Source organism: Streptomyces daliensis, from assembly GCF_054782395.1.
Map to the genome: position 1 here is coordinate 42,782 of NZ_BAAGSO010000138.1, position 24,256 is coordinate 67,037.

A 24,256-nucleotide genomic window follows, 5' to 3' on the forward strand; every position below is an offset into this window, starting at 1 on the left:
ACCGCGTCCCCGTCCCGCCGGTGGCCTGCTTCCGCTCCGGGTCGGCCGGGGCCCATCCCCCTTCGCGGGGTGCGACTGCCCCCTTGCCGTATGGCGGCCCACCCGCCAGCGCGGGACCTACGGTCCCCATTCCCCGGGCCAACCGTTCCGCGTAACACCCCCGGCGAAGGGGTGCGCAACGCCGGTGCCCCTTGGGGTTTCGTTCGCGTGTTGCGGGCCGGTGGGTGGGTTGTGCCCACCCTCCCCCAGCTACCGCTGGGAGGTGCCCCTTCGCCATGCGGAACGCCTGCCCACAACAGGGGGTGGCCGGGTCCGTGCGGCACGGCACCGGCTCACGGCCACGGCGAGCCGTCGCCGTCAGCTTCCCGCGGCAGGGGCGGAGCCCCTCCGGCGAGGCACTGGGGCGGGCGCATGGGTGCCGATGAGGCACCGGTCCACAGCGTGGGAAGAAGCGGAGGGGGCATCGGCCGATAGTTGGCCACCGGGTGGGAGGTGGTGCGGTGGGGTGTCCCCGCAGGACGAGCAAGTCACCGGCCGAAAGCCGAACACGAGACCTTCACGCCGAGGAGACACCCCACCGCGGCGCCGACCCCCACCACACAGCAACCCCATAACCACGACCCGAGCCAAGAATCACGCGGCGCCAGCCGCGAACAACCGGTCCACACGCCGCGCCGTAGCCACCGGCCCGCACCCGGAAACGAAACCCCAAGGGACGCCCCCGCCGGGCGACGGCACACCAAAGTTGTGGGCAATCGTCCCGCTGGCGGGACGGGTGGGCACAACCCGTGCCACCGGCCCGCCACACGCGAACGAACCCCCAAAGGGGCACCCACAACAGGCGCACCCTGCGAGGAGAGGCGCACCCCGTGTGACCATCACCCCGCACCCCATGAAGGAGCACCCCAGCGTGCAGGGGGAACCCTTCGTTTCAATCCGCACCCTGCGAAAGGGCCCCGCACAACGCGTCCAGCGCCGCCCCGAAACCGTGCTCGGGCGGGGTCCCGTAGCCGACGACGAGGGCTTCGCGCTCGCCCTCACGTTCCGCCGCCGCCTCCGGGTGGCGGAAGGCCCGCAACCCGTCCACGGCCAGCCCCCGGTGCGCGGCCTCAGCCACGAGCGCCGACTCCCGCACCCCGCCGGGCAGTTCGAGCACCGCGTGCAACCCAGCCGCGATCCCCGTCGCCCGCACCCCCGGCGCCCGCCGGTCCAGCGCCTGGACCAGCCGGTCCCTGCGCCGCCGGTACCGCTGACGCATCGCCCGTACGTGCCGGTCGTACGCGCCGGACTCCAGGAAGTCGGCCAGTGTGAGCTGGTCGAGCGCGCCCGTCGTCCACTCGGCGGGCGTCTTCGCCGAGATCACGGCGTCGACGAGGTGCCCCGGCAGCACCGCCCAGGCCAGCCGGAGCGCCGGTGAGAGGGACTTGCTGGAGGTGCCGAAGTAGACGACACGTTCCGGGTCGAGGGACTGGAGGGCTCCGACGGGCTGGCGGTCGTACCGGAACTCGCCGTCGTAGTCGTCCTCCAGGACGAGCCCGCCCACCCGTCGCGCCCAGTCGACGACGGCGGCCCGCCTGCCGGGACGGAGCGGAACGCCCGTCGGGTACTGGTGCGCGGGGGTCAGCAGCGCGGCCCGTACGGAGGGGAGGCCGTCCAGGTCCTCGGTGCGCGCGCCGTCCGCGTCGACGGGCAGGGGGTGGGTGCGTACTCCGGCCGCGGCGAGCAGGTCGCGGTGGAAGAAGAGACCGTACGACTCGACCGCGACCCTCGGCGGCAGCACCCGCGCGAGCACCGCGAGGCCCTGCACGAAGCCCGCGCACACGACGATCCGCTCGGGGTCGGTGCGTACTCCGCGGGCGCGCGCCAGGTAGTCGGCGAGCGCCCGGCGCAGTTCGGGCCGGCCGCGCGGGTCTCCGTACCGTCCGAACGCCTCGGCCGGTGCCGCCGTCAGCGCGCGCCGTGCCGAGGTGAGCCACGCGGAGCGGGGGAACGCCGAGACGTCGGGCGAGCCGGTGCGGAGGTCGTGCGCGGGCGGGTGGGTGAGGTCCAGCGGGGAGAAGCCCGGTGCCGGGGTGCCGGGGAGGGTGCCGGGGAAGGCGGCCCCCTCGGCCCCCTCGGCCCCCTCGGCCCGCACGGCGCGGGCGCCTTGGAGGGCGGAGGCTGCCGGGGGCAGTGGTTCGGCGCGGCGCGCGACGCGGGTGCCGGAGCCCTGGCGCGCGGTGAGCCAGCCCTCCGCGACGAGTTCCCCGTAGGCGTCCGCGACGGTGTTGCGGGCCAGGCCCACGTCCGCTGCGAGGGAGCGGGAGGCGGGCAGGCGGGTGCCGGGGGCGAGGCGTCCGCCGCGGATGGCCTCGCGCAGCGCGTGGGTGAGGGCCGCGCGGCGCCCGCCCGGGTGCGAGGCGAGGTCGAGGTGGAGGTCGACGCCCCCGATCCTGGTCTCATTGGCCCATGATTCCGGCATGGAAATGGACCATACTCCTGGGCCGATCCGACCGTAGAGTCGAAGCCATGACGACGACACACGCACACGGTCCCCGCATGAACCTCTGGAAGCACGCACCCGACGTCTACAAGGGCATGTCCGCCTTCCAGGCCGCCGCGACGGAGGGCCTCGATCCGGTCATCGGCGAGCTGGTCAAGATCCGCGCGTCGCAGCTCAACAAGTGCGCCTTCTGCCTCGACATGCACCTCTCCGACGCGCGCAAGATGGGCGAGTCGCAACTGCGGCTCGACCTGATCGCCGCCTGGGAGGAGTCGGCGGGGCTCTTCACCGAGCGGGAGCAGGCCGCGCTGGCCCTGGCCGAGGCCATGACGGTGCTGACGGAGGGCTTCGTGTCCGACGAGGTCTTCGAGCGTGCCGCGCAGCACTTCGAGGAGGCCGAGCTGGCCAAGCTGATCGCCCAGATCGTGGCCATCAACGCCTGGAACCGCTTCCAGGTGACCACGCGCGCCGTCCCCGCCAGCCTCGCGAAGTGAGCGCGCCGGGGGCGGAAGCGGCAGCCGGGACGGAGGCGGCCGGGGTGGCGGCGTCCGGGGCGGAGGCGTCCGGGGTGGCGGCGTTCCGCGCCCTCCACCACGGCAGGGCACAGGGTTCGCCCCTGGTCATGCCGGGGCCCTGGGACGGGGGGAGCGCGAAGGAGTTCGCGCTCGCGGGCTTCGAGGCGCTGGCGACGCCGAGTCACGGGGTCGCGGCGTCGCTCGGATACGAGGACGGGGCCACGCCGCCGGACGAGATGTTCGCCGCAGTGGCCCGGATCGTCCGCGCGGTGGACACCCTGGAGCACCCGGTACCGGTCACAGCGGACATCGAGCGCGGCTACGGGCTGCCCGTCGACGAGCTCGTCGGCCGGCTGCTCGAAGCGGGTGCCGTCGGCTGCAACCTGGAGGACTCCGCACCGGCGGAGCCCGGGGGCGCGGCCCGGCTGGTCGAGCCGGAGCGCCAGGCCGACTGGCTCGCGTCCTTCCACGCCGCCGCCGACGGCCGGATCTTCCTCAACGCCCGCATCGACAGCTATCTGCGCGGCGCGGACGATCCGCTGTCCGACGCGCTGGAGCGGGGCCGCCTGTACGTGGCCGCCGGAGCCGAGAGCGTCTACCCCTTCGGGGCACCCGCACGGGACATCGGCGTCCTCGCCGCCGAACTGGGCGTCCCGGTGAACGCGTTCTGCGGCCCCGCCGACTCCGTGCGCGGCCTCGCCGAGGCGGGCGCCACCCGCATCACCTTCGGCGGCACCCTCGCGGCCCGCGCCTTCACCACGGTCCGCGACCTGGCGACATCACTGCGCCCGGTCAACTGACTGCTCCGGCGGGCGGCGGACGGTGGGCCGGAACCGGGCGTCTGACGGCCACGGTTCCGGCCCGCCGGGAGAGCAACAGCCCTGCGCCACCATAGAGTCGTCGGCCATGGTGACTCATGACGGTGCGCGCCTCTCCCTTCGCGAACTCACCGTGGACGACGTGGACGCCGTCCTCGCGATCTACGGCAGCGCCCAGGCGACCGAACACCTCTCCTTCTCGCCGCGCTCGCGTGACGAGGTGGGCAGGATCGTGGCGCGTGCCGTCGCGTCAGCCATGGACGTTCCGCGTCAGGAGTACGCGCTCGCCGTCGTCGAAAAGGACCGCGGCGGGTTGATCGGCTTCGCCCGGCTGGCGATGGACCCACATCAGCAGAGCGCGGCCACCATCGGCTTCGCGCTCCGCCCTGACGCCTGGGGCGTCGGGTACGGGGTGGAGAGCGTGCGTCTCCTGCTGAGGCTCGGGTTCGACGGGCTCGGCCTGCACCGGGTCTGGGGCGCACGCTCCCCGCTGAACACCGCCTCCGCGAGGACGATGACGACGGTGGGCATGCGGGAGGAGGGCCGCATTCGCGGTCACGTCTTCGTCGGCGGCCAGTGGCGGGACTCCATCGTGCACGCCATCCTCCGGGAGGAATGGCCCACGCAGACCGGGACGATCCCCCGGCCATGACACCTCCACCGGCACCGCCCCGCCCTCCGCCGAGGTGGCGATCGGGGTGGGCAGTCACGACCTCGGCGTCGCGGCCCACGTCGCCGGGCTGTACCGCTCCGACATCCATCGGCGACGAGAAGCTCGTCCTGGACATGCTCGTCGGCGACCTCCAGCGGGTGATCGAGTACCCGAGGCTCGGATTCGCCATCGGGCAGGACGTCCCGGAGGACGTGCGCGCCGCGTACGAATCCCTCATCCGCGACGGCTTCACCGGCCGCCTCATCGCACCCTGACCCACCAGCGCCGGGCGGGCGGACCGGACGGCTGCCCCCTACCGCACGCTCTCGCGCGCCGCGCACACTGTGAAGCCGACGATCGGCGGCGACGGGAGTCGCGAGTGAGCGAGACGGATGTCCCCCTACCCTGGGGGCTGACGCGCATGAGGGCGTACCCGGAGGCGGCTGTCCTGCCGGGGGCCGAGGTCGTGCTGGACCCGGTGACGCAGACGGGGCGGTGGACCGGCCCGGACGGGCTCGACGTGGCCGTGGCGGGGAAGCACAAGCGGTCGGAGACGAACCACGAAACCCAGACCCGGACCAGCCTGGACGGCAACCCGGACCAGGGCAGCGACCAGGAAGGCGACGCTGATTGAGTCCGGGCGCGCCCGTTCTGGTCGTCTCCCGGCTCGATGACGTGACGGCCGACGTGGTGACCAGGGAGCTGAACCGCCGACGGGTCCCTGTCGTGCGTCTGGACCCCGGCGACTTCCCCGCGGCCGTCACCGTCGCCGCACGCCTGGACAGCACCGGCCTGCGCGGAAGCGCGCGGACGCCCACCCGCCTGGTCGGACTCGACCATGTGCGCTCGGTCTACTGGCGACGGCCACGCCCCTACGCCGCTCCGCCGAAGCTGGAGAAGCGGGAGGGCGAGGGCCAGGCGGCCCGGTGGTGCAGGGAAGAGGCCCGCTACGGTCTCGGCGGAATCCTGGCGGCTCTGCCCGGCGCCCACTACGTGAACCACCCGTGGCGGAACCGGGACGCCGAGTACAAGCCCGCCCAGTTGGCCACCGCGGCCCACTGTGGCTTCGACATCCCGCCGACGCTGCTCACGAACGACCCCCGCGAAGCGGCGTCGTTCGTACGCGAGCAGGGCCCCGTGGTCTACAAGCCGCTCCGGAACACGGACTACCGGGGTGCCGAAGGCGAGGCATTGACGGTGTGGGTCGAGGAGGTCGACGCCGCCGACCTGGACGCCGGCGTCGCCCGGACCATGCACCTCTTCCAGCGGCGCGTGGCGTCGGTGGCCGATCTGCGGGTGACGGTGGTGGGAGGTGAACTGTTCACGGTCCGGATCGAGGGCTCGCCCGGTCTCGACTGGCGTCGGCACTACGACGCTCTGTCGTACTCACTCATCGACACCCCGCCGCGGCTGGCGAGGAGTGTCCACGCGTACATGGAGACTTTCGGTCTCGTCTTCGGCGCCTTCGACTTCGGCGTCGGCCAGGACGGCCGCACCTGACTGTACGAGTGCAACCCGAACGGGCAGTTCGCCTGGTTTCCGGAACCGATCACCGGCAGGATCGTCTCCGCCCTGGCCGATCACTTGGAGCACGCAGGAGCGCACCGTGACCCCTGACCCCGCCGCCTCGCGCCGTGCTCTGGCCGAGGAGGTCGCCTCGGCGGTGCCGACGCCGGCCCCCGAATGGCGCGAGGCCGTCATGGCCGTACCGCGCGAGGCGTTTCTCGGTGCCGCCGTCTTCCGGCCTGTCGGCGGTCGGTGGGAGCCCGTGCACCGCGTGGGTGTCGGGGAGGCGGAGTGGACGCGTATGGTCCACTCCGACCGGACCTGGGTCACTCAGATCGACGGCCTGGACGCGGCCGACGCCGTGGGCCCGGTCGACGGCAGCCCCACCTCGTCCGCCACACTCCCTTCCCTCGTCGTGCGCACGGCGCAGGTGGCAGGGCTGCGCGAGGGAGACAAGGTCCTCGAAGTGGGCACCGGGACCGGGTACTCCACCGCGCTCCTGTGCCACCGTCTGGGCACGGGGAACGTCGTCAGCATCGAGTACGACCCCGGCCTGGCGGCGAGCGCGGCCGCTCATCTCGCCGGGACGGGGTACACGCCGACGCTCGCCGTCGGAGACGGCCTGCAAGGGTGCAAGGAGCACGCCGGCTACGACGCGATCGTCGCCACCTGCTCGGTGCGCTCCCTCCCGCCCTCATGGTTCTGGCAGCTCGACGACGGCGGATCGATCACCACCACCATCAGCGGATGGATGCTCACCGCGGGCCTGATCCGTCTCACGCTCGACGGCGAGGGAACGGCACACGGCCGCTTCACCGACGACACCATCACGTACATGCTCGCCCGCCCGCACGAGCGCCCGCCCCACCCGGTCTTCTTCCGGCAGGACGGCGAGACACGCGCCGCCCGCCTGCCCCCTGACCTGCTGGATCAGTGGGCCGGTCGCTTCGTGGCCCAGCTCGCCGCGCCCTCCGCCGAGCTGATGACCACCGGCAGCGGCATCGTCCTGCGCGACGTGGCAACCGGATCGCAGGCATGGACCGAGACCGACGGCCAGGGGGTGACCGTTCATCAGCACGGTCCGCTGCGTCTCTGGGACCAGGTGGAAGCGGCGCTGGAGGTCTGGCGGGGGGCCGGAGCGCCGGGTCTGGGCGAGTTCGGCATGACGGCGACCCCGTGGACCCAGACAGTGTGGATCGGCTCCCCGGAGGGGCCGGGCTGGCCGCTGCCGGCCTGACGACCGGCATCCCCGCCGCGCCGAGCCCTCGCGCACGCCGGGGCACCCCCGCGAAGGGGCGCCCCTGCCCCGTGCCCCGTGCCCCGTGGACGGTTACGGCATCCACTTCCCCCATGTGGACTTGTTCGCCTTGACCCACTTCTCGGCCGCCGCCTCCGCTGACATCCCGTCACCGGCGATCCACTGCGCCACCTGATTCTGCTGCTCCGTCGACCACTTGAAGTTCTTCAGGAACTCGGCCGCGTCCCCGCCGTTCTCCGCGAAGTCCTTGTTCATGAACTTCTTCAGCGGCGTGTTGGGATACGCGCACTTCGTCTTCTCCACCGGCTTGTCGCACCCGTCCTTGTACGCCGGGAGCTTGACCTCGACGAGGTCGAGTTCGCTGTTGAGCCACTGCGGGGTCCACCAGTAGCTGATGAAGGGCTTCTTCGCCTTGAAGTTCTTCTTCATCTCGGTGATCTGTGCGGCCTCGCTGCCCGCGTACACCGGTTTGAAGTCGAGATCGAGGTTGTCAATGATGTATTTGTCGTTCGTCGTGTAGGACGGCGAACCTTCCAGGAGCTGGCCCTTGTCGCCGCTTTCCGTCGTCCGGAGATCCTTGGCGTATTTGTTGAGGTTCTTCCAGTCCAGGACGTCGGGGTGCGCGTCGGCGAAGTACTTGGGCACGTACCAGCCGATGTGGCCCGTCACCCCGAGGTCGCCGCCGTCCACGACGGTCTTCTTCTGGTCGATGTACTGCTTCTCCTTCTTGGGGACGCCCCGCCAGTCCTCCATGATCGCGTCGGCCTTGCCCCTGCCGATGGCGTCCCAGGCGACGGGCTCGTCCATCTGCTGCGACTTGACCTTGTAGTCCAGCTCCTCTTCGAGGAGGTACTTCGCGACGGCGACGTTCGCCTCCGCGCCCACCCACGAGGGGACCAGCAGGGTGACGTTCTTGTCGCCCGCGCCCTTGTCGGTCTCCGCGGCTCCGCAGCCCGCGGCTACCGCCGTCAGACCGAGGACGCCGACGCCCGCGATGAGGGATCCGCGTATCCGCTTGCCGTTGCGCACGCTTCTGCTCATGGTGTGCTCCGCCTTCTTCAGTTGGACTTCAGTTGGTGGGGTGGTGCAGGGGTTCGTGCAGGGGGTGGTGTTGGGGTGGGGGTGGTGTGGGGGGTGTGGGATGAGGGGCGCGGCTCGCCCGTCGCGGCCCGCTGTGCTCAGGCGCCGCGCCACACGCCCCGCGCCGCTCAGCCGTCGCGCCCGCGCCGTTCGCCCGTCGGCTGCGTGACGCGGTCCAGCACGAGCCCGAGCAGCACGATCGCGGCGCCCGCCGTGAGGCCGATGCCCAGTTCGCTCTTCTGGAGGCCGTAGACCACGTCGTAGCCCAGCGCTCCCCCGCCCACCAGCCCGCCGATGACGACCATCGCGAGGACCAGCACCACGCCCTGGTTCACGGCGAGCAGCAGCGCGGGCCTGGCCAGCGGGAGCTGGACCTGGCGGAGTTGCTGGAGGCCGCTGGCGCCGAGGGAGCGGGACGCCTCCAGTACGGCGGGGTCGACGCCCTTGACGCTCTGTGCGGTGATGCGGACGACGGCGGGCAGCGCGTACAGCAGCGCCGCCGTGATCGCCGCCGCACGGCCGACGCCCGCGAGGGCGACCACGGGGATGAGGTAGATGAACTGCGGGAGGGTCTGGAGCACGTCGAGCACGGGCCGTATCGCCCGCTCCACGCGTGCCACCCGCGCCGCGACGATGCCGATCGCGAAGCCGAGCAGCAGGGTGAGGACGAGGCCCGCCAGTACCTGCGCGAGGGTGTCCAGCGAGGTCTCCCAGACGCCCGTCACACCGATGGCGGCGAGGGCGAGCGTCCCGGTCAGCGAGGTGCGCCAGGTGCCGACGAGCAGTGCCAGCGCGGCGACGACGAGGAGCAGCAGCCACCACGGCGTGCCCTGGAGCAGGTCGCGCAGCGGATTGAGCACCCACTCCGTGAACTTGGTGGCCCACACCTGGGTGCCGCCGACGACGGGGACGCCCTCGGCGAAGTGGTCCGTGAACCAGTTGACGGCGGTGTTGGCGGGCCTGGAGACGGCGACGGTCCAGCCGTCGGGCCACTCGTCCCCCGCCGCCCTGCCGGCGAAGGAGGCGGCGGCCATGGCGGCGGCGACGCAGGCCGGCGCCCGCCACCCCCGCAGTCCCGCGACGGGCCCCGCGCCGCGCCCCGGCGCGCCCGTCTCCTCCTCCAGCCGCTCGCCCGCCGCGGCGGTCGTGCGGTCCAGCCACACGGCGAGCAGCACGATCGCGGTTCCCGCGGCCAGCGCCTCGCCGATGTTGACCTTGGACAGGGCGCGGAAGACCTCGTCGCCGAGGCCGCCGGCGCCGATGACCGAGGCGATGGTCACCATGGACAGCGCCATCATGATCGTCTGGTTGAGGCCGAGCAGCATCTCCTTGCGGGCCAGCGGCAGCCGGGCCGTGCGCAGTTGCTGCCATGCCGTGGCTCCGAGCGAGGCCGACGCCTCCAGCGCGGCCGGATCGGCGCCGCGCAGGCCGAGCGCGGTGAGGCGGGCCATGGGCGGGGCCGCGTAGATGACCGTCGCGAACAGGGCGGAGGGCACGCCGATGTCGAAGAGGAGCACGAACGGCAGCAGGTACGCGAACGCGGGCATGACCTGCATCGTGTCGAAGACGGGCCGCAGCGCCTTGTCGCACAGCTCCGAGAGCCCGGCGGCCAGCCCGAGCAGCAGCCCGACGACGGCCGAGACGGCGACCGCGACGGCCATCAGCGCCACCGTCTCCATCGTCGCCTCCCACACGTCGAGCAGCCCGCAGACCGCGAGCGCGGCCAGTGAGGTGCCGACGACGCGCGCCGCGCGGCGGTCGAGCCGTAAGCCCGCCGCGTACCAGGCGAGGACGGCGACGGCCAGGAGCACCCCGAGCCAGCCCATGGTGTCGAGGAGCCCGGTGACGCCGTCGACGGAGGACTCGGCGGTGTTGCTGAGGTGGAGGAGGAAGTAGAGGAAGACGGGGTTGGTGTCGCGGTTGTCGATGACCCACTGGTTGGCGTCGTCCAGCGGTCCCTTGACGTCGGCGCTCAGCGCGTCGGGCCAGGCGCCGCTGCCCCACAGCGCTGCGGCCACGGGCACGAGGACGACGGCGAGCGCGAGCAGCGCGAGCAGCTTGCGTGCCGCGCCGCCGGGGACGGCCGCCGCCAGGGCGAGGCGCCGTCCACGCCATCCGCGCCGTGCACCGCCGTCGCCGCCGCCGTCGCCGGGCCCTGCGCCGGGCGGCGTGCCGGTGTTGGATAAGCGGCCCGGTCCTGAGCCCGCGTCGGGGCCCGTGACGGTGTCGGCCGCGCTCATGCCGCTCTCCCCTCCTCCTCGCCGAGGCCCGCGACGACGCCGAGGAGCCCGCGTGCGTCGACGATGCCGAGCAGCTCGCCGTCCCGCACGACCCGCGCGGGCGCGCCGCTGCGGGCCACGGCCTCGATCGCGTCGGCGACGAGGGTGTCGGGGCCGAGGGTGATCCCGTCGGCGCCCTGGGCCTGCGCCGCCGCCTCGTGCGCGTCGGCGGGGCGCATGGCACGGCGCACGGAGATGACCTGTTCGCGGGGTACGTCGCGGGTGAAGTCGCGGACGTAGTCGTCGGCTGGCGCGGCGACGATCTCCTCGGGGGTGCCGCACTGCACGATCTCCCCGTCCCGCATCAGCGCGATCCGGTTGCCCAGGCGCAGGGCCTCGGAGAGGTCGTGGGTGATGAAGACCATCGTGCGGCCCTCCCTCCGGTGCAGCCGGATGACCTCCTCCTGCATGTCCCTCCTGATGAGGGGGTCGAGTGCGCTGAACGGCTCGTCGAAAAGCAGTACCTCGGGGTCGACGGCGAGCGCACGCGCGAGCCCGACACGCTGCTGCTGCCCGCCGGACAGTTGACGTGGACGGCGCTCCCCCAGCCCTTCGAGGCCGACCTTCTCCACCATCTCGGCGGCCTTCTCGCGGCGCTCGGCGCGGCCCATGCCCTGTATCTCCAGGCCGTAGGCGACGTTGTCGAGGACGGTGCGGTGCGGCAGCAGTCCGAAGTTCTGGAACACCATGGCCGTGCGGTGCCGCCGCAGCTCCCGCAGCCGTGCCCTGTCCATGGCGAGCACGTCCTCGCCGTCGATCACCACCCGGCCCGCTGTGGGTTCGATGAGCCGGGTCAGGCAGCGCACGAGCGTGGACTTGCCGGATCCGGAGAGGCCCATGACGACGAAGACCTCGCCCTTGCGCACGTCGAAGGAGACGCCGCGCACCGCGGCGGTACAGCCGGTGCGGGTGCGCAGGTCGGTGGCGGGGAGGCCCGCGAGGTCCTTGTTGCCGGGGACGGTCTCGGCCTTCGGGCCGAAAACCTTCCACAGATCGCTTGCCGAGAGAACCGCGTCGGATACTTCGTTGGTCATCTGGCGACACCCCCAGGTGTCTCAGGGACAGAGGAGAAGTACATCCGCCGTGACCACGGGCTTCCCCAAGTCCGCGGCGAGGACGGTCAGTTCATCAGCGGAGGCATCCGTTCGGCAGATGCGTGCCCTCGGGTGGTGGCGTGGGCGCCTCCCGCATGGACAAGCTGATACCCGGTTCGCGGTGAAACCCGTCCTTCGGCCAGATTGCGAAATGTTCAAGACGTGTTTCTCCCCCGTGTCTCCCTCCATGTCCCTGGACGCGCGAAGGCCCGCGTGATCCCCTGGCGCTTTCTGGGGGGCACGCGGGCCTTCGCCCTGTACTACCGGAGGGCGGCTACTTCTTCGGCATCCACTTCTTCCAGATGTCGGGGTTCTCCTCGACCCACTTGGCGGCGGCCTCGTCGGTGTCCATCTTGCGGATGGTCATGTCCTCGACGACCTTGGTCTGCTGCTTCGTCGACCACTTGAAGTTCTTCAGGAACTCCGCCGCGTCCCCGCCGTTCTCGGAGAAGTCCTTGTTGAAGAACTTCGCCAGCGGCGTGTACGGGTAGGCGCACTTGACCTCCGACGCGACCGCGTCGCAGCCCTTCTTGTACTTCGGCAGCTTGACCTCGGTCAGGTCCAGCTTCGAGTTCAGCCACTGGGGGGTCCACCAGTAGGTGATGAAGGGCTTCTTCGCCTTGTACTTCTTCTGCATCTCCTTGATCTGCGCGGCCTCACTGCCCGCGTAGACCGTCTTGAAGTCGAGACCCAGGTTCTTGATGATCGCATCGTCGTACGTGCTGTACGAGGGCGAGCCCTCCAGGAGCTGGCCCTTGTCCCCGCTCTCGGGCGTCTTGAAGTCGTCCTTGAGCTTGTTCAGACCCTTCCAGGTCTTCACCTCGGGGTGCTTCTCCGCGTAGTACGTCGGCACGAACCAGCCGATGTGGCCGGTGACGCCGAGTTCACCCTCGTAGGTGACGGTCTTCTTCTCCTCGACGTACTTCTTCTCCTTCTTGGGGACGCCGCGCCAGTCCTCCATCAGCGCGTCGGCCTTGCCGGAGTTGAGCGCGTCGAAGGCGACCGGCTCGTCCATCTGGGTGGCCTTGACGCGGTAGCCCAGCTCCTTCTCCAGGATCTGCTTGGCCACTGCCGTGTTCGCCTCCGCGCCCGCCCAGGAGGCGGTGGGGAGCGTGACGGTCTTGTCGCTGCCGCTGTAGTACGGGTCGGCCTTGCCGCAGGCGCCGAGCGCCGCCGTCAGGGCCAGCGCCCCGGCGCCCGCGATCAGGGCCCGGCGCCCTCGGCGGCCGGTGAGCCGCCGCCTGTACTGCTTCTCGTCCGTCGGATCGTTCGTCGGTTCCGTCGCTTTGGTGTGCATGGCTGTTCCTTCGTCGTCGGGGTCCACGGGGCGCAGTTCCCGTGCCCCTAACGGCCTTCCTTGCGCGAACCGGCGGACTGGGTGATCCGGTCGAGCATCAGGCCCAGGCAGACGATCGCGACACCGGCGGTGAGGCCGACGCCGAGGTCGCTCTTCTGGAGGCCGTAGACCACGTCGTAGCCCAGCGCGCCACCGCCCACGAGACCGCCGATGACGACGATCGCGAGGACCAGCACGACGCCCTGGTTGACCGCCAGCAGCAGCGAGCGGCGGGCCAGCGGAAGCTGGACCTGGCGCAACTGCTGGAACGTCGACGAGCCGAGCGAGCGCGACGCCTCCATGGCGGCCGGGTCCACGCCGCGCAGGCCCTGCGCGGTGATGCGGACGACGGCGGGCAGCGCGTAGATCACGGCGGCGAGGATCGCGGCCGTACGGCCCACGCCGACGAGCGCGACGACCGGCACGAGGTAGACGAACTGCGGCATGGTCTGCATGACGTCCAGGATCGGCCGGATGGCCCGCATGAAGCGGTCCATGCGCGCGGCCAGCACCCCGATGACGACGCCGACGATCAGCGTCAGCACCAGCGAGACCAGCACCTGCGCGAGGGTGTCCATGGACTTGGTCCACAGGTCCATCGCGCCGATGACGGCCATCGACAGGATGCCGGTGAGCGCGGCGCGCCAGGACCCGGCCAGCCAGGCCAGCGCGGCGACGAGCAGCAGCACCGCCCACCACGGGGTGGCCTGGAGGCCGTCCCGCAGCGGGTTGAGCACCCAGTTGGTGAGGTTGACGGCCCACACGTCCGTGCCGCCGACGACGGGCACCCCGGAGCCGATCCGGTCGGTCACCCAGGTGATGCCCTCGGTGATCGGCGCGGAGACGCGCACGGTCCACGCGTCCGGCCAGTGCCGCTCCCCGGCGAGCGGGCCGAAGGCGTAGCCGATGAGGAAGAGGACCACGAGCCCGGCCCAGGAGGGCCAGCCGCGCAGCCTGGTGAGCACGCGCCCGAAGGCACTGGTCTCCTCGCCGCGGACGGGCCCGGCGGGGTTCTCGATCTGCTCACCGGCCGCAGCGGTGACCCGGTCCAGCCAGACCGCGATCAGCACGATGGCGACGCCCGCGATCAGCGACATGCCGACGTTGTCCTTGGCGAGGCCCTGGTAGACCTTGTCGCCGAGGCCGCCGGCGCCGATGACCGAGGCGATGGTGACCATCGACAGGGCCAGCATGATCGTCTGGTTGAGGCCGAGCAGCATCTCCTTGCGTGCCAGCGGGAAGCGCGCGGTGCGCAGCCGCTGCCAAGGCGTCGCGCCGAGCGAAGCGGACGCCTCCAGCGCCGCAGGGTCGGCGCCGCGTAGGCCGAGCGAGGTGAGGCGGGCCATGGGCGGGGCCGCGTAGATGACCGTCGCGACGAGCGCGGCGGGCGCGCCGATGCCGAACAGCAGCACCAGCGGCAGCAGGTACGCGAACGCGGGCATGACCTGCATCGTGTCGAACACCGGGCGCATGATGCGGTCGCCGCGCTCGGAGAGCCCGGCGATCAGGCCGAGCAGCACGCCCAGCACGGCGGCGACGAACACGGCGGCGACCATCAGCGCGATGGTCTCCAGCATGTAGTCCCACAGGCCGAGCACGCCGGGCACCGCGAAGCACAGCACCGTGACCAGGGCGAGCTTCAGCGAGCGGCGTCGCAGCCCGGCGCCCGCGACGTACCAGGAGAGCAGCGCCGCGATGACGGTGACGCCGATCCAGCCGATCTGGGACAGCACGAGGTAGGTGCTGTCGACGGTGCCCTCGGCCCAGTTGCTGATGTGCAGCAGGAAGTAGAGGAAGAGCCAGCTGCGGTCGCGGTTGTCGGTGAGCCAGTTGCTGATGTCGTCCAGCGGGGACTTCACGTCGACGGTGAGTCCGCCCGGCCAGGCGCCGTTGCTGGTGACGGCGGCGCTGACGACGACGACCAGCAGCACCAGCAGGAAGACCGGCAGCTTGCCTCGGGAGAGGGCTGCGCGCAGTCCGCCGGGCGCCTCGTCCTGGCCGTCCGTGGCCGCGGGCGCCTTCGCGGCGGGCGCGCTCGCTGGCTCCTTGGTCTTCTTGGTCTTCTCGGGGGCTGCCGTACTCATACGGGGGCCACCTCTTCCTCCTCCGGCTTCTCCCGCTTCGCACCGGCGGCGGCGTCCTGGCTGTCGAGGCCCGCGACGACGGAGAGCAGCGCGTGCTCGTCGACGATGCCGAGGGTGCGGCCGTCCTTGACGACGCGGGCGTGCTCACCGCTGCGTGCGACGGCCTCCACGGCGTCGGCGACGACGGTGTCGGGGGCGAGCGAGACGCCGGTACGGGCCTCGTCGGCGTCGGCCGGGCGCATGGCGCGGCCGACGGATATGACCTGCTCGCGGGGGACGTCGCGGACGAAGTCGCGCACGTAGTCGTCGGCGGGGGACGCGACGATCTCCTCGGGGGTGCCGCACTGCACGATCTCGCCGCCGCGCATCAGCGCGATGCGGTCACCCAGGCGCAGGGCCTCGGAGAGGTCGTGGGTGATGAAGACCATGGTGCGGCCCTCTTCGTTGTGCAGGCGGATGACCTCCTCCTGCATGTCGCGGCGGATCAGCGGGTCCAGGGCGCTGAACGGCTCGTCGAAGAGGAGCACCTCGGGGTCGACGGCCAGGGCGCGGGCGAGGCCGACGCGCTGCTGCTGGCCGCCGGAGAGCTGGCCGGGGCGGCGGTGCCCGAGGCCCTGGAGGCCGACCTTCTCGATCATCTCGCCGGCCTTCTCGCGGCGTTCGGCGCGGCCGAGGCCCTGTATCTCCAGGCCGTAGGCGATGTTGTCGAGGACGGTGCGGTGCGGCAGCAGTCCGAAGTTCTGGAAGACCATGGCGGCGCGGCGGCGGCGCAGCTCGCGCAGGCGCTTCCTGTCCATGCCGATCACGTCCTCACCGTCGATCTCCAGTTGCCCGGAGGTCGGCTCGATGAGTCGGGTCAGGCAGCGCACGAGCGTGGACTTGCCGGACCCTGAGAGGCCCATGACGACGAAGACCTCGCCCTTGCGGACGTCGAAGGAGACGTCGCGGACGGCGGCGGTGTTGCCGGTGCGCTTGAACAGGTCCGGGCCCGAGAGCTTGGTCAGCTCGGGGTCGGCGGGGACCTTGTGGGCCTTGGGGCCGAAGACCTTCCACAGATTGCGGACGGAGAACACCGGGGTGGTCTCGGCTGTTTCCTTCGCCTCGGACGTTGCCTCGGACATCACGCAACACCTCCCGGTGCCGTAGTCGAATCAAGTCGGATGAGATCGACCGCCTTCTCGCCGACCATCAGCACCCCGATCATCGGGTTGACGGCGGGCATGGTCGGGAAGACGGAGGCGTCCACGATGCGGATGCCTGCCATGCCGCGCACGCGCAGCTCGGGGTCGACGACGGCGAGCGCGTCGTCGGCCGCGCCCATCCGGCAGGTGCCGGCGGGGTGGTAGACGGTGTGGGCGACCTTGCGGGCGTACTCGCTGATGTCCTCGTCCGAGGTGACCTCGGGTCCTGGTGCCACCTCGCGCTTGAGCCACTTCGCGAAGGGCTCCGACTGCGCGATACGGCGGGCGATCTTGATGCCGTCGACGAGGGTTCTGCCGTCGTAGTCGTCCTCGTCCTCGAAGTACCGGAAGTCGAGCGCGGGCTTGACCTCGGGGTCGGAGGAGGTGAGGTAGAGACGTCCGCGGCTGCGGGACTTGGGGATGTTCGGGGTCATCGACACGCCGTGCTCGGGCCGCTGGTAGCCCAGTCGCTCGGGGTTGTCTGTGAAGGGGATCTGGTAGAAGTGGAACATCAGGTCGGGGCCCTTGTGCGCCGGGTCCCGCTTGACGAAGAGGCCCGCGTCGGAGTCCATCGCGGAGTTGCCGGGGAGGGGCCCGTTGGTCTCCCAGACGATGACCGACTCGGGGTGGTCGATCAGGTTCTCGCCGACGCCCGGCAGGTCGTGGACGGCGGGGATGCCCAGCGCCTCCAGGTCCTTCCTCGGGCCGATGCCCGAGTGCATCAGCAGCCTCGGGGTGTCGACGGCGCCCGCGCACACCAGCACCTCGCGGCCCGCGGAGATCAGCCGCTCCTCGCCGTCCTTCGCGCGGACGTGGACGCCGGTGGCCGTCTTGCCGTCGGCGCCGCCCAGCTCCAGCTTGAACGCCCAGGTCTCCAGGAAGATGTCCAGGTTGGGGCGGTCACCGGCCTCCATGTGGGGGTGGAGGTAGGCGACGGACGCTGAGGAGCGCTTGTTGTTCTCCGGGTGGTAGGAGAGGTCGAAGAAGCCGACGCCCTCCTCGAAGGGCTCGTCGTTGAAGCCGACGACCTCGGGGACGCCGATGGCGTCCTTCGTGGCCTTGATCCAGTCCGAGGCGATCTCGTTCTGGTCCTTCTTCGCGACGCGCACGATGTTGTTGCGCAGCTTCCCGAAGTACGGCTCCATCGCGGCGGCGCCCCAGCCGGCGGCCCCGTTCTCCTCCCACTCGTCCCAGTCGGAGGGGAGCGGCTTGAAGGAGATCAGGGTGTTGTGGGACGAGCAGCCGCCCAGCACCTTGGCGCGGCTGTGCAGGATGTGGGAGTTGCCGCGTGGCTGCTCGGTGGTGGGGTACTCGTAGTCGAGCTCGCCGCCGAGGAGACCGAGCCAGCGGCGCAGGGTGAGCACCTCGGGACGGTCGATGTCGGAGGGGCCGCCCTCGATGAGGGCGACGCGGATGCCGGGGTCCTCCGTGAGGCGGGAGGCGATCACCGAACCGGCCGTACCACCGCCGACGATGACGTAGTCGTAGCTGGACATAGGGGGCTTGCTCCTTGGTGTGCTCAAGCGTTCGCGGAACCGCGAGGGGGTCGGGGACAGGGCGGGTGCGGGTGCGGGGTGCGAACGCTCGTCAGCCGGCGAACCAGCGGACAGGTGCGGGGCGGAGGTTCTCGTACACGTGCTTGGTCTCGCGGTACTCGGCCAGGCCGTGCGGGCCCAGCTCGCGGCCGACGCCGGACTTGCCGAAGCCGCCCCACTCGGCCTGCGGCAGGTAGGGGTGGAAGTCGTTGATCCAGATCGTGCCGTGGCGCAGCCGGGCCGCGACGCGGCGGGCGCGCGCGGTGTCCGAGGAGAAGACGGCGCCCGCGAGGCCGTACTCCGTGTCGTTGGCCAGCGCGACGGCCTCGTCCTCGGTACGGAAGGTCTCCACCGTGAGGATCGGGCCGAAGGTCTCCTCGCGGATGACCTTCATGCCGCGGTGGCAGTTGTCGAGGACCGTCGGGGAGTAGAAGTAGCCATCGGCCGGGCGGACCTCGGACGGCTCGGGACGCTCGCCGCCGCAGCGCAGCACCGCGCCCTCGTCCAGCGCGGAGGCCACGTACATCTCGGTCTTGGCGAGCTGCTGCGCGGAGACGAGGGGGCCGCACTCGACGCCCTCCTCGGTACCGCGGCCGAGGCGGATCTTTTGGGCCCGCGAGGACAGCTCGGCGATGAAGCGCTCGCGCACCGACTCCTCGACGATGAGGCGCGATCCGGCGGAGCAGACCTGGCCGCTGTGGATGAAGGCGGCGTTCAGGGCCTGGTCGACGGCGGTGTCGAAGCCCTCTTCCGTGGCGCACGCGTCGGCGAAGACGACGTTGGGGTTCTTGCCGCCCAGCTCCAGGGCGACCTTCTTGGCGCTCGCGATGGCGGCCTGGCCGACCTTGGTACCGGAGACGAGGCCACCGGTGAAGGAGACCAGGTCCACGCCGGGGTGGGTGCCGAAGCGGGCGCCGACGGGATCCCCTGCACCGGTGACGATGTTGGCGACGCCCGCGGGGGCACCGGCCTCGACCACCAGCTTGACGAGGTGGATGGTGGAGAGCGGGGTGACCTCGCTGGGCTTGATCACGAAGGTGTTGCCGGCGGCGAGGGCCGGGGCGACCTTCCAGCTCGCCTGGAGGAGGGGGTAGTTCCAGGGCGTGATCATCGCGCAGACGCCGACGGGCTCGTGCACGACGACGCTGTGCACGTCGGCGGAGCCCGCGTCCACGACCCGGCCGCCCGACTCGTTCATGACGAGGTCGGCGAAGTAGCGGAACGCGTTGGTCACGTCGTCCACGTCGACCCGGCCCTCTTCGAGGGTCTTGCCGGTGTCGCGGGACTCGGTGAGGGCGATCTCCTCGCGGTCACGCTGGAGGTAGTCGGCGACCCTGCGCAGCAGCGCGGCGCGCTCGGCGGTGGGGGTGTGCGGCCACTCCCCCTCGTCGAAGGCGCGACGGGCTGCGCTGATCGCCGCGTCGGTGTCCTCCGTGCCGCCCTCGGCGACGACGGCGAGAGTGGTCGCGTCCGCGGGGTCCAGGATCTCCCGCGTTCCGCCGGCCGCGGCGGTCTGCCACTGGCCGTCTACATGGATGCTCTCGATTACGGACACCTTGGGTACTGCCTCTCATTACCGAAATGTTCCTCGCCATACGTCGGGGCGTATGGCCAAATGCGAACCCTGCCCCGACCCTCCGGTTGCATGTCAGTGAAGAGCAAATAAGTAATCTTCCTCACCGCCGAAGTGCGGGAGGGCGGGGCCATACGTACGGTATACGGGTGAATGTCCCGATTCCAGGGATGCCGCCGAGGTGCGAGTGGCGCGCCAGGCCGGAGGTGGTTCGAGCGATGCGGAAGTCACGCGGAGCGTACGGAACCCGACCCAATGCCCCTCCCGAACACCGAACCGAACCGTCCCGGCCCCGGACGGGCCTGCGAAACGGAGCCTGCGGCGCGGCTGCCGTGGGGCTGGCGGCCGGGCTGATCGCGTCCCCGGCGTCCGCGGCGTCCCCTGAGCGGGCGCCCGGCGGCTCCGCGCTGGATGGCCTTTCCGGCCAGGAGATCGCCGAGCGGGCACAGGGCCAGCTCCAGTCGATGTCCTCCCTGCATCTGAAGCTGAGGTCGAGCGGCTTCTCCCTCAGCCTCTCCCTGGACGAGCGGGGCAACTGCGCGGGCACGGCCTCCATGGACTCCCAGGGCAAGCTGAAGATGGTCAAGCGCGGTGACACGGTGTGGCTGAAGCCCAACGCCGCGTTCTGGAAGAGCCAGGTCGGCGGCGCGCGCGGCCAGGCGGTCGACGACGTCGTGGACGGCCGCTACATCAAGGGGAAGTCCAGCGACACCCTCATGGAGGGCATGTCCTCGACGTGCGACCTCAAGGCTTTCCGCGCCAGCACGGGCGTGACCGGGGGCGACCCCACGAACTGGAAGCGGGCCGCCACCGGCGGGGGCGGAGGCGAGGGCGGCGGGGGTGGCGGGGGCGGCGATGAGCGTGCGGACACCAAGGGCACGACGGAGTACAAGGGCAGGCCCGCAGTCCGCATCACCAGCACCCAGGGTGAGGCCACGCTCACGATGCTGGTGTCGGCGAAGGGCAAGCCGTATCCGCTGGCGCTCAGCAGCGCGACGTCCGAGGGCAAGGACGTGCTCGGCCTGAGCGGCTTCGACAAGCCGGTGCCGAAGAAGACGCCGTCGGCGGACGACACGATCAGCGTGAAGGAGCTGACCCGGAAGCTGGAGTCGGAGCAGGGCGGACAGGAGGGCGGCCAGCCGGACCGCCAGGACGTGTGACGGGGGCGCCCCACGCGTGAGCGGCCCCGTCGCCCCTGGGCGGCGGGGCCCGTCGCGCACGGGCAACGGGGCTACCCAAGTGACGCCCCGTGACTCATGCTTGTCTTTCATCGCACGACGTCCTGGGGGATGGACAACGGCATGGGACGTGGCACAGGCCCGGCGCGCGGACCGGCCGCCGGAGCAGCGCGGGGTGGGGCCCGCGGGGGAAGCACGGGAAGGGCCGGAACCGGCCGGGGGGAAGGGTTCCAGGGGGACCAGGGGTTCCAGTGGGGCACGGCCCTGCTGCTGTATCTCGCCATGATGGTCCTGTGGGCCGCGCTGCTGGTCCTCGTGCTGTGGGCCGGGTGGAAGTCGACGGAGATGCGCGCGGCGCTCGTCCCCGCGGGCGCGGCCCTCATCGCCGTGTTCGTCTCGCTCGTCGGCGCCGGGCGCACCTCCTCGTCGCTGACGGAGTTCGTGGTGGCGGGCGCGGCGGCCACGCTGACGCTGTTCCTGCTGCTCAGGGTGATCACCGCGCAGGACGCGGGGCGGCCGGACGACGTCACGGCGCGTACGAAGATCTCCGGCGGCGCCTCGATGACCGAGGGCAGCACGGCCGAGGTCGCCGTCGACGCGCGTGACGCGCACGGCACGCTGGAGCTGACCCTCGCCGTAGGGGACGTCGAGGAGGCGTCAGGATCCCCCTGCGTGCCGCTCAGCTCGCTGCACTTCTCGGGCCCCGATCTCGACGGGAGCAGGACCGTGACAGCGCGCGAGGAGACCTCGGTGACCCTGCCCCTGAAGTCCGCCGAGGCCAGGGTGCGGCTCGACGTCACCCTCACCACGGAAGAGGGCTGCGCCCTCTCCCTCACCAAGAAGAAGACAGTTCTGCGCGACTGACCCGGACCTCCGGCAGCCTCCGCCAGGAGCGGCCGGCGGCCGGACGGCCGAACGATAAGGGGGAACCATGCACGTATCCGTATGGCGCGGCCTGTCGCGCCTCGGAGCCGGCGCGCTCGCCCTCTCCCTCGTCCCCGCGTGCGGCGCCGGGGACGGAGGAGAGGACGGGAAGCGGCCGGACGCCGGGGCCGGGACCGGCAAGTCCTCAGCCGCCGCCTCCGCACCGTCGCCCTCGCCGAGCGACGACCTGCTCTCCGGCAAGGTCCGCATCGCCGTGAAGTACAACCAGCCGGGCTTCAACGTCCAGAAGGGCGTCCCCTACTACGGCTTCGAGAACGAGCTGGTGGAGTTCCTGGAGAAGGAACTGAAGCTCGACGCCATCCCCGTACGCATAGATTCCGAGAGCCGCGAGGGCTATCTGACGGGCGAGGACCGCACGGCCGACCTTGTCGTCGCCACGTACTCCATCACCTCCCGGCGCGAGAAGAAGGTGGACTTCGCGGGCCCCTACCTCAAGACGCACCAGGGGCTGATGGTCCGCAAGGGCTACACCGGCATCAAGAGCGTGAAGGACACCGCGGGGAAGCGGATCTGCACGGTGACCGGCTCCACCTCGGACCCCGGCGCCGAGGACGAGGGCCCGCTCGCGGACGCCATCGTCGAGACCCGGGCGACGTACCAGGAGTGCATCAACCAGCTCAAACAGGGCGACTTCGAGGCCGTGCACACGGACAAGGCGGTGCTCTACGGCTTTGTGGAGGAGGACAAGGAAGAGGCGCTCGAAGTCCTGGAGCGCTCCGACGAGTCCTTCAACGTGGGCGATCTCCAGCTCTACGGCGTCGGCCTGCCCGAAGGGCATCCGGCGGCCTGCGCGCGGGTGGCGGAGGCGCTGAAGAAGTTCAACGAGGAGGAGTGGCTGACGAAGTTCTCCCTCCACTTCCCCAAGCTGCGCGCCCAGGGCAACGCCGAGGACACCTACAAGCCCCCCTCGGGCGCCGTCGTCGACGAATACTCCTGCGACAAGGACTGAGCGCGCCCGTCCGGGGCCCCGGCCTGTGACGCGCGCGGGCCCGCGCCGACCGTGCGGTCGGCGCGGGCCCGGTGTCGCTCAGCGCTGGGCGCGGGGCGGTCAGATCAGGCCGAGACCGCGCACCGCGTCGCGCTCCTCCGACAGCTCCTTGACGGAGGCGTCGATGCGCGGACGCGAGAACTCGTTGATCTCCAGGCCCTGGACGATCTCGTACTTGCCGTCCTTCGTGGTGACCGGGAAGGAGGAGATGAGGCCCTCCGGGACACCGTAGGAGCCGTCCGAGGGGATGCCCATGGAGGTCCAGTCGCCGTCGGCGGTGCCGTTCACCCAGGTGTGGACGTGGTCGATCGCCGCGTTCGCGGCGGAGGCTGCCGAGGAAGCGCCGCGGGCCTCGATGATCGCCGCACCGCGCTTGGCGACGGTCGGGATGAACTCGTCGGCCAGCCACTTCTCGTCGTTGACGGCCTCGGCGGCGTTCCGGCCCGCGATCTCCGCGTGGAAGATGTCCGGGTACTGGGTGGCGGAGTGGTTGCCCCAGATCGTCAGCTTCTTGATGTCCGAGACCTGGCTGCCGGTCTTCTTCGCGAGCTGCGTGAGCGCGCGGTTGTGGTCGAGACGGGTCATCGCCGTGAACCGCTCGGCCGGTACGTCCGGGGCCGCGGCCTGGGCGATGAGCGCGTTCGTGTTGGCCGGGTTGCCCACGACGAGGATCTTCACGTCGTCCGCCGCGTTGTCGTTGATGGCCTTGCCCTGCGGCTTGAAGATGCCGCCGTTGGCCTCCAGCAGGTCGCCGCGCTCCATGCCCTTCGTGCGGGGGCGGGCGCCGACGAGGAGACCGACGTTCGTGCCGTCGAAGGCGACGTTCGGGTCGTCGGTGATCTCGATGCCGCGCAGCAGCGGGAACGCGCAGTCGTCCAGCTCCATGGCCGTGCCCTCGGCCGCCTTCAGGGCCGGGGTGATCTCCAGCAGCCGGAGCTTGACGGGGACGTCCGCGCCCAGAAGCTGGCCCGAGGCGATGCGGAAGAGGAGCGCGTAGCCGATCTGACCGGCGGCGCCGGTGACGGTGACATTGACGGGAGTGCGGGTCATGGCGGTCTCCGTAGTACCTGACGTGGCGGCGGGGCCTCCGCGGGCGAAGCCCGAGGGGACGGGTTGTCCCTGCCCTTCTGTGAAGTCTCTCTACATCAAGAGACCCAGCGTCAGGCTATCCGACGCCCGGGGCGCGGAGGAGCCGTGGGGGGCGAAGCGTGAGGGGTTCCGCGGCGTCGGCAGCCGCCCGCTCAAGGAGGGGGGGAGCGCGGACGGCTGCCGGGTGCGGCGCCACACCCGTGGGGGGTTGCCACCAGTTCGCCTGCCCGCGAAACGTCCACCCATGCGTATCCCCTTCGCGGGGTGCGGAAGGAAACGCAGGGTTCCCCCTTCACTGGGCTGCGCCGCTTCACGGGGTGCGGGGTGAAGGTCACACGGGGTTCTCGTTTCTCGTGGGGGTGCGCCCTGCCGGTGCCCCTTGGGGGTTCGTCAGCGATGCTCAGGCCGGTGGCACGGGTTGTGCCCACCCGTCCCGCCAGCGGGACGATTGCCCACAACAGTTTTGGCGCCGTCGCCCGGCGGGGGCGTCCCGGGTTTCGTCGCCGGGTGCGGGCCGGTGGCTTCGGCGCGGCGTGTGGTTGCGGTGCGTCGCGGCTGGCGCCGCGTGATTCTCGGCTTGCGCCGGTGGTCGTGTGGGGTTGCTGTGTGGTGGGGGTCGGTGCCGCGCCGGGGTGTCTCCTCGGGCGGCGACAAGTGCGGGTC

General features: G+C 71.3%; 19 protein-coding genes and 1 pseudogene. 10 read left to right on the forward strand and 10 right to left on the reverse strand.

Going from position 1 to position 24,256, the window contains the following annotated elements:
- Positions 1-931: 931 nt before the first annotated feature.
- Positions 932-2,461, reverse strand: a complete 1,530-nt coding sequence (gene pdxR, locus ACYVOO_RS39560) for a MocR-like pyridoxine biosynthesis transcription factor PdxR (RefSeq protein ID WP_461020563.1) — start codon at positions 2,459-2,461, stop codon at positions 932-934.
- 47 nt (positions 2,462-2,508) lie between these two features.
- Between pdxR and ACYVOO_RS39565 the strand changes: the two genes are divergently transcribed.
- The 7 genes and pseudogenes from ACYVOO_RS39565 to tgmC all read left to right on the forward strand — a co-directional run bounded on the left by ACYVOO_RS39565 (position 2,509) and on the right by tgmC (position 7,210).
- Complete coding sequence (locus tag ACYVOO_RS39565; RefSeq protein WP_461020564.1) at positions 2,509-2,976, forward strand: carboxymuconolactone decarboxylase family protein; 468 nt, start codon at positions 2,509-2,511, stop codon at positions 2,974-2,976.
- Between the two features lie 44 nt (positions 2,977-3,020).
- Positions 3,021-3,797 (forward strand): isocitrate lyase/PEP mutase family protein, encoded by a 777-nt coding sequence (locus ACYVOO_RS39570; protein WP_461020656.1) that lies wholly within the window; start codon positions 3,021-3,023, stop codon positions 3,795-3,797.
- A 106-nt stretch (positions 3,798-3,903) separates the two neighbouring features.
- Positions 3,904-4,467: a GNAT family N-acetyltransferase gene (locus ACYVOO_RS39575; RefSeq protein ID WP_461020565.1), complete on the forward strand. Its 564-nt coding sequence runs from the start codon at positions 3,904-3,906 to the stop codon at positions 4,465-4,467.
- 104 nt (positions 4,468-4,571) lie between these two features.
- Positions 4,572-4,742, forward strand: a pseudogene (locus ACYVOO_RS39580) (YdcF family protein); the annotation flags it as partial.
- A 146-nt stretch (positions 4,743-4,888) separates the two neighbouring features.
- Positions 4,889-5,101 carry a putative ATP-grasp-modified RiPP gene (locus ACYVOO_RS39585; RefSeq protein ID WP_461020566.1) on the forward strand — a complete coding sequence of 71 codons (213 nt, stop codon included), beginning with the start codon at positions 4,889-4,891 and terminating at the stop codon, positions 5,099-5,101.
- The gene (locus ACYVOO_RS39590; RefSeq protein WP_461020567.1) at positions 5,098-5,967 is read left to right on the forward strand and encodes an MvdC/MvdD family ATP grasp protein; all 870 of its coding nucleotides are present in this window, start codon (positions 5,098-5,100) and stop codon (positions 5,965-5,967) included. Before ACYVOO_RS39585 ends, ACYVOO_RS39590 begins: the two co-directional genes overlap by 4 nt.
- 106 nt (positions 5,968-6,073) lie before the next feature.
- A complete protein-coding gene (gene tgmC / locus ACYVOO_RS39595; protein ID WP_461020568.1) occupies positions 6,074-7,210 on the forward strand; it encodes an ATP-grasp peptide maturase system methyltransferase in 1,137 nt (378 codons plus the stop codon).
- A 93-nt stretch (positions 7,211-7,303) separates the two neighbouring features.
- Here the strand turns inward: tgmC and ACYVOO_RS39600 are convergent, their stop codons facing one another.
- The 8 genes from ACYVOO_RS39600 to ACYVOO_RS39635 all read right to left on the reverse strand — a co-directional run bounded on the left by ACYVOO_RS39600 (position 7,304) and on the right by ACYVOO_RS39635 (position 19,375).
- The gene (locus ACYVOO_RS39600; RefSeq protein ID WP_461020569.1) at positions 7,304-8,272 is read right to left on the reverse strand and encodes an ABC transporter substrate-binding protein; all 969 of its coding nucleotides are present in this window, start codon (positions 8,270-8,272) and stop codon (positions 7,304-7,306) included.
- Between the two features lie 167 nt (positions 8,273-8,439).
- Positions 8,440-10,551, reverse strand: a complete 2,112-nt coding sequence (locus ACYVOO_RS39605; protein ID WP_461020570.1) for an ABC transporter permease — start codon at positions 10,549-10,551, stop codon at positions 8,440-8,442.
- A complete protein-coding gene (locus ACYVOO_RS39610) occupies positions 10,548-11,624 on the reverse strand; it encodes a quaternary amine ABC transporter ATP-binding protein (RefSeq protein ID WP_461020571.1) in 1,077 nt (358 codons plus the stop codon). The genes ACYVOO_RS39605 and ACYVOO_RS39610 overlap by 4 nt, the downstream gene beginning before the upstream one ends.
- Positions 11,625-11,958: 334 nt before the next feature.
- Positions 11,959-12,981 carry an ABC transporter substrate-binding protein gene (locus ACYVOO_RS39615; protein WP_461020572.1) on the reverse strand — a complete coding sequence of 341 codons (1,023 nt, stop codon included), beginning with the start codon at positions 12,979-12,981 and terminating at the stop codon, positions 11,959-11,961.
- Positions 12,982-13,028: 47 nt separating this feature from the next.
- On the reverse strand, positions 13,029-15,104 hold the full coding sequence (locus ACYVOO_RS39620) for an ABC transporter permease (RefSeq protein WP_461020573.1): 2,076 nt from the start codon (positions 15,102-15,104) through the stop codon (positions 13,029-13,031).
- Positions 15,101-16,225 carry a quaternary amine ABC transporter ATP-binding protein gene (locus ACYVOO_RS39625; protein ID WP_461020574.1) on the reverse strand — a complete coding sequence of 375 codons (1,125 nt, stop codon included), beginning with the start codon at positions 16,223-16,225 and terminating at the stop codon, positions 15,101-15,103. Before ACYVOO_RS39625 ends, ACYVOO_RS39620 begins: the two co-directional genes overlap by 4 nt.
- Positions 16,225-17,781, reverse strand: a complete 1,557-nt coding sequence (locus ACYVOO_RS39630) for a GMC family oxidoreductase (RefSeq protein ID WP_461020575.1) — start codon at positions 17,779-17,781, stop codon at positions 16,225-16,227. Before ACYVOO_RS39630 ends, ACYVOO_RS39625 begins: the two co-directional genes overlap by 1 nt.
- Before the next feature lie 91 nt (positions 17,782-17,872).
- Positions 17,873-19,375 (reverse strand): aldehyde dehydrogenase family protein, encoded by a 1,503-nt coding sequence (locus ACYVOO_RS39635; protein WP_461020576.1) that lies wholly within the window; start codon positions 19,373-19,375, stop codon positions 17,873-17,875.
- 350 nt (positions 19,376-19,725) lie between these two features.
- Between ACYVOO_RS39635 and ACYVOO_RS39640 the strand changes: the two genes are divergently transcribed.
- The 3 genes from ACYVOO_RS39640 (at position 19,726) to ACYVOO_RS39650 (ending at position 22,465) form a co-directional block, all read left to right on the forward strand.
- On the forward strand, positions 19,726-20,553 hold the full coding sequence (locus ACYVOO_RS39640; protein WP_461020577.1) for a hypothetical protein: 828 nt from the start codon (positions 19,726-19,728) through the stop codon (positions 20,551-20,553).
- Positions 20,554-20,694: 141 nt separating this feature from the next.
- Complete coding sequence (locus tag ACYVOO_RS39645; RefSeq protein ID WP_461020578.1) at positions 20,695-21,435, forward strand: hypothetical protein; 741 nt, start codon at positions 20,695-20,697, stop codon at positions 21,433-21,435.
- A 67-nt stretch (positions 21,436-21,502) separates the two neighbouring features.
- Positions 21,503-22,465 (forward strand): transporter substrate-binding domain-containing protein, encoded by a 963-nt coding sequence (locus ACYVOO_RS39650; protein ID WP_461020579.1) that lies wholly within the window; start codon positions 21,503-21,505, stop codon positions 22,463-22,465.
- 99 nt (positions 22,466-22,564) lie between these two features.
- Here the strand turns inward: ACYVOO_RS39650 and ACYVOO_RS39655 are convergent, their stop codons facing one another.
- Entirely contained in the window at positions 22,565-23,554 is a 990-nt protein-coding gene (locus ACYVOO_RS39655) for a malate dehydrogenase (RefSeq protein ID WP_453351150.1), read from the reverse strand.
- Positions 23,555-24,256 lie beyond the last annotated feature (702 nt).

Coding starts and splice junctions, on each gene's coding strand:
- ACYVOO_RS39645 (WP_461020578.1), top strand. CDS start 20,695: ATGGGACGTGGCACAGGCCCGGCGCGCGGACCGGCCGCCGGAGCAGCG.
- ACYVOO_RS39620 (WP_461020573.1), bottom strand. CDS start 15,104: ATGAGTACGGCAGCCCCCGAGAAGACCAAGAAGACCAAGGAGCCAGCG.
- ACYVOO_RS39605 (WP_461020570.1), bottom strand. CDS start 10,551: ATGAGCGCGGCCGACACCGTCACGGGCCCCGACGCGGGCTCAGGACCG.
- ACYVOO_RS39610 (WP_461020571.1), bottom strand. CDS start 11,624: ATGACCAACGAAGTATCCGACGCGGTTCTCTCGGCAAGCGATCTGTGG.
- ACYVOO_RS39615 (WP_461020572.1), bottom strand. CDS start 12,981: ATGCACACCAAAGCGACGGAACCGACGAACGATCCGACGGACGAGAAG.
- ACYVOO_RS39575 (WP_461020565.1), top strand. CDS start 3,904: ATGGTGACTCATGACGGTGCGCGCCTCTCCCTTCGCGAACTCACCGTG.
- pdxR (WP_461020563.1), bottom strand. CDS start 2,461: ATGCCGGAATCATGGGCCAATGAGACCAGGATCGGGGGCGTCGACCTC.
- ACYVOO_RS39625 (WP_461020574.1), bottom strand. CDS start 16,225: ATGTCCGAGGCAACGTCCGAGGCGAAGGAAACAGCCGAGACCACCCCG.
- ACYVOO_RS39655 (WP_453351150.1), bottom strand. CDS start 23,554: ATGACCCGCACTCCCGTCAATGTCACCGTCACCGGCGCCGCCGGTCAG.
- ACYVOO_RS39585 (WP_461020566.1), top strand. CDS start 4,889: ATGAGGGCGTACCCGGAGGCGGCTGTCCTGCCGGGGGCCGAGGTCGTG.
- ACYVOO_RS39565 (WP_461020564.1), top strand. CDS start 2,509: ATGACGACGACACACGCACACGGTCCCCGCATGAACCTCTGGAAGCAC.
- ACYVOO_RS39600 (WP_461020569.1), bottom strand. CDS start 8,272: ATGAGCAGAAGCGTGCGCAACGGCAAGCGGATACGCGGATCCCTCATC.
- ACYVOO_RS39650 (WP_461020579.1), top strand. CDS start 21,503: ATGCACGTATCCGTATGGCGCGGCCTGTCGCGCCTCGGAGCCGGCGCG.
- ACYVOO_RS39630 (WP_461020575.1), bottom strand. CDS start 17,781: ATGTCCAGCTACGACTACGTCATCGTCGGCGGTGGTACGGCCGGTTCG.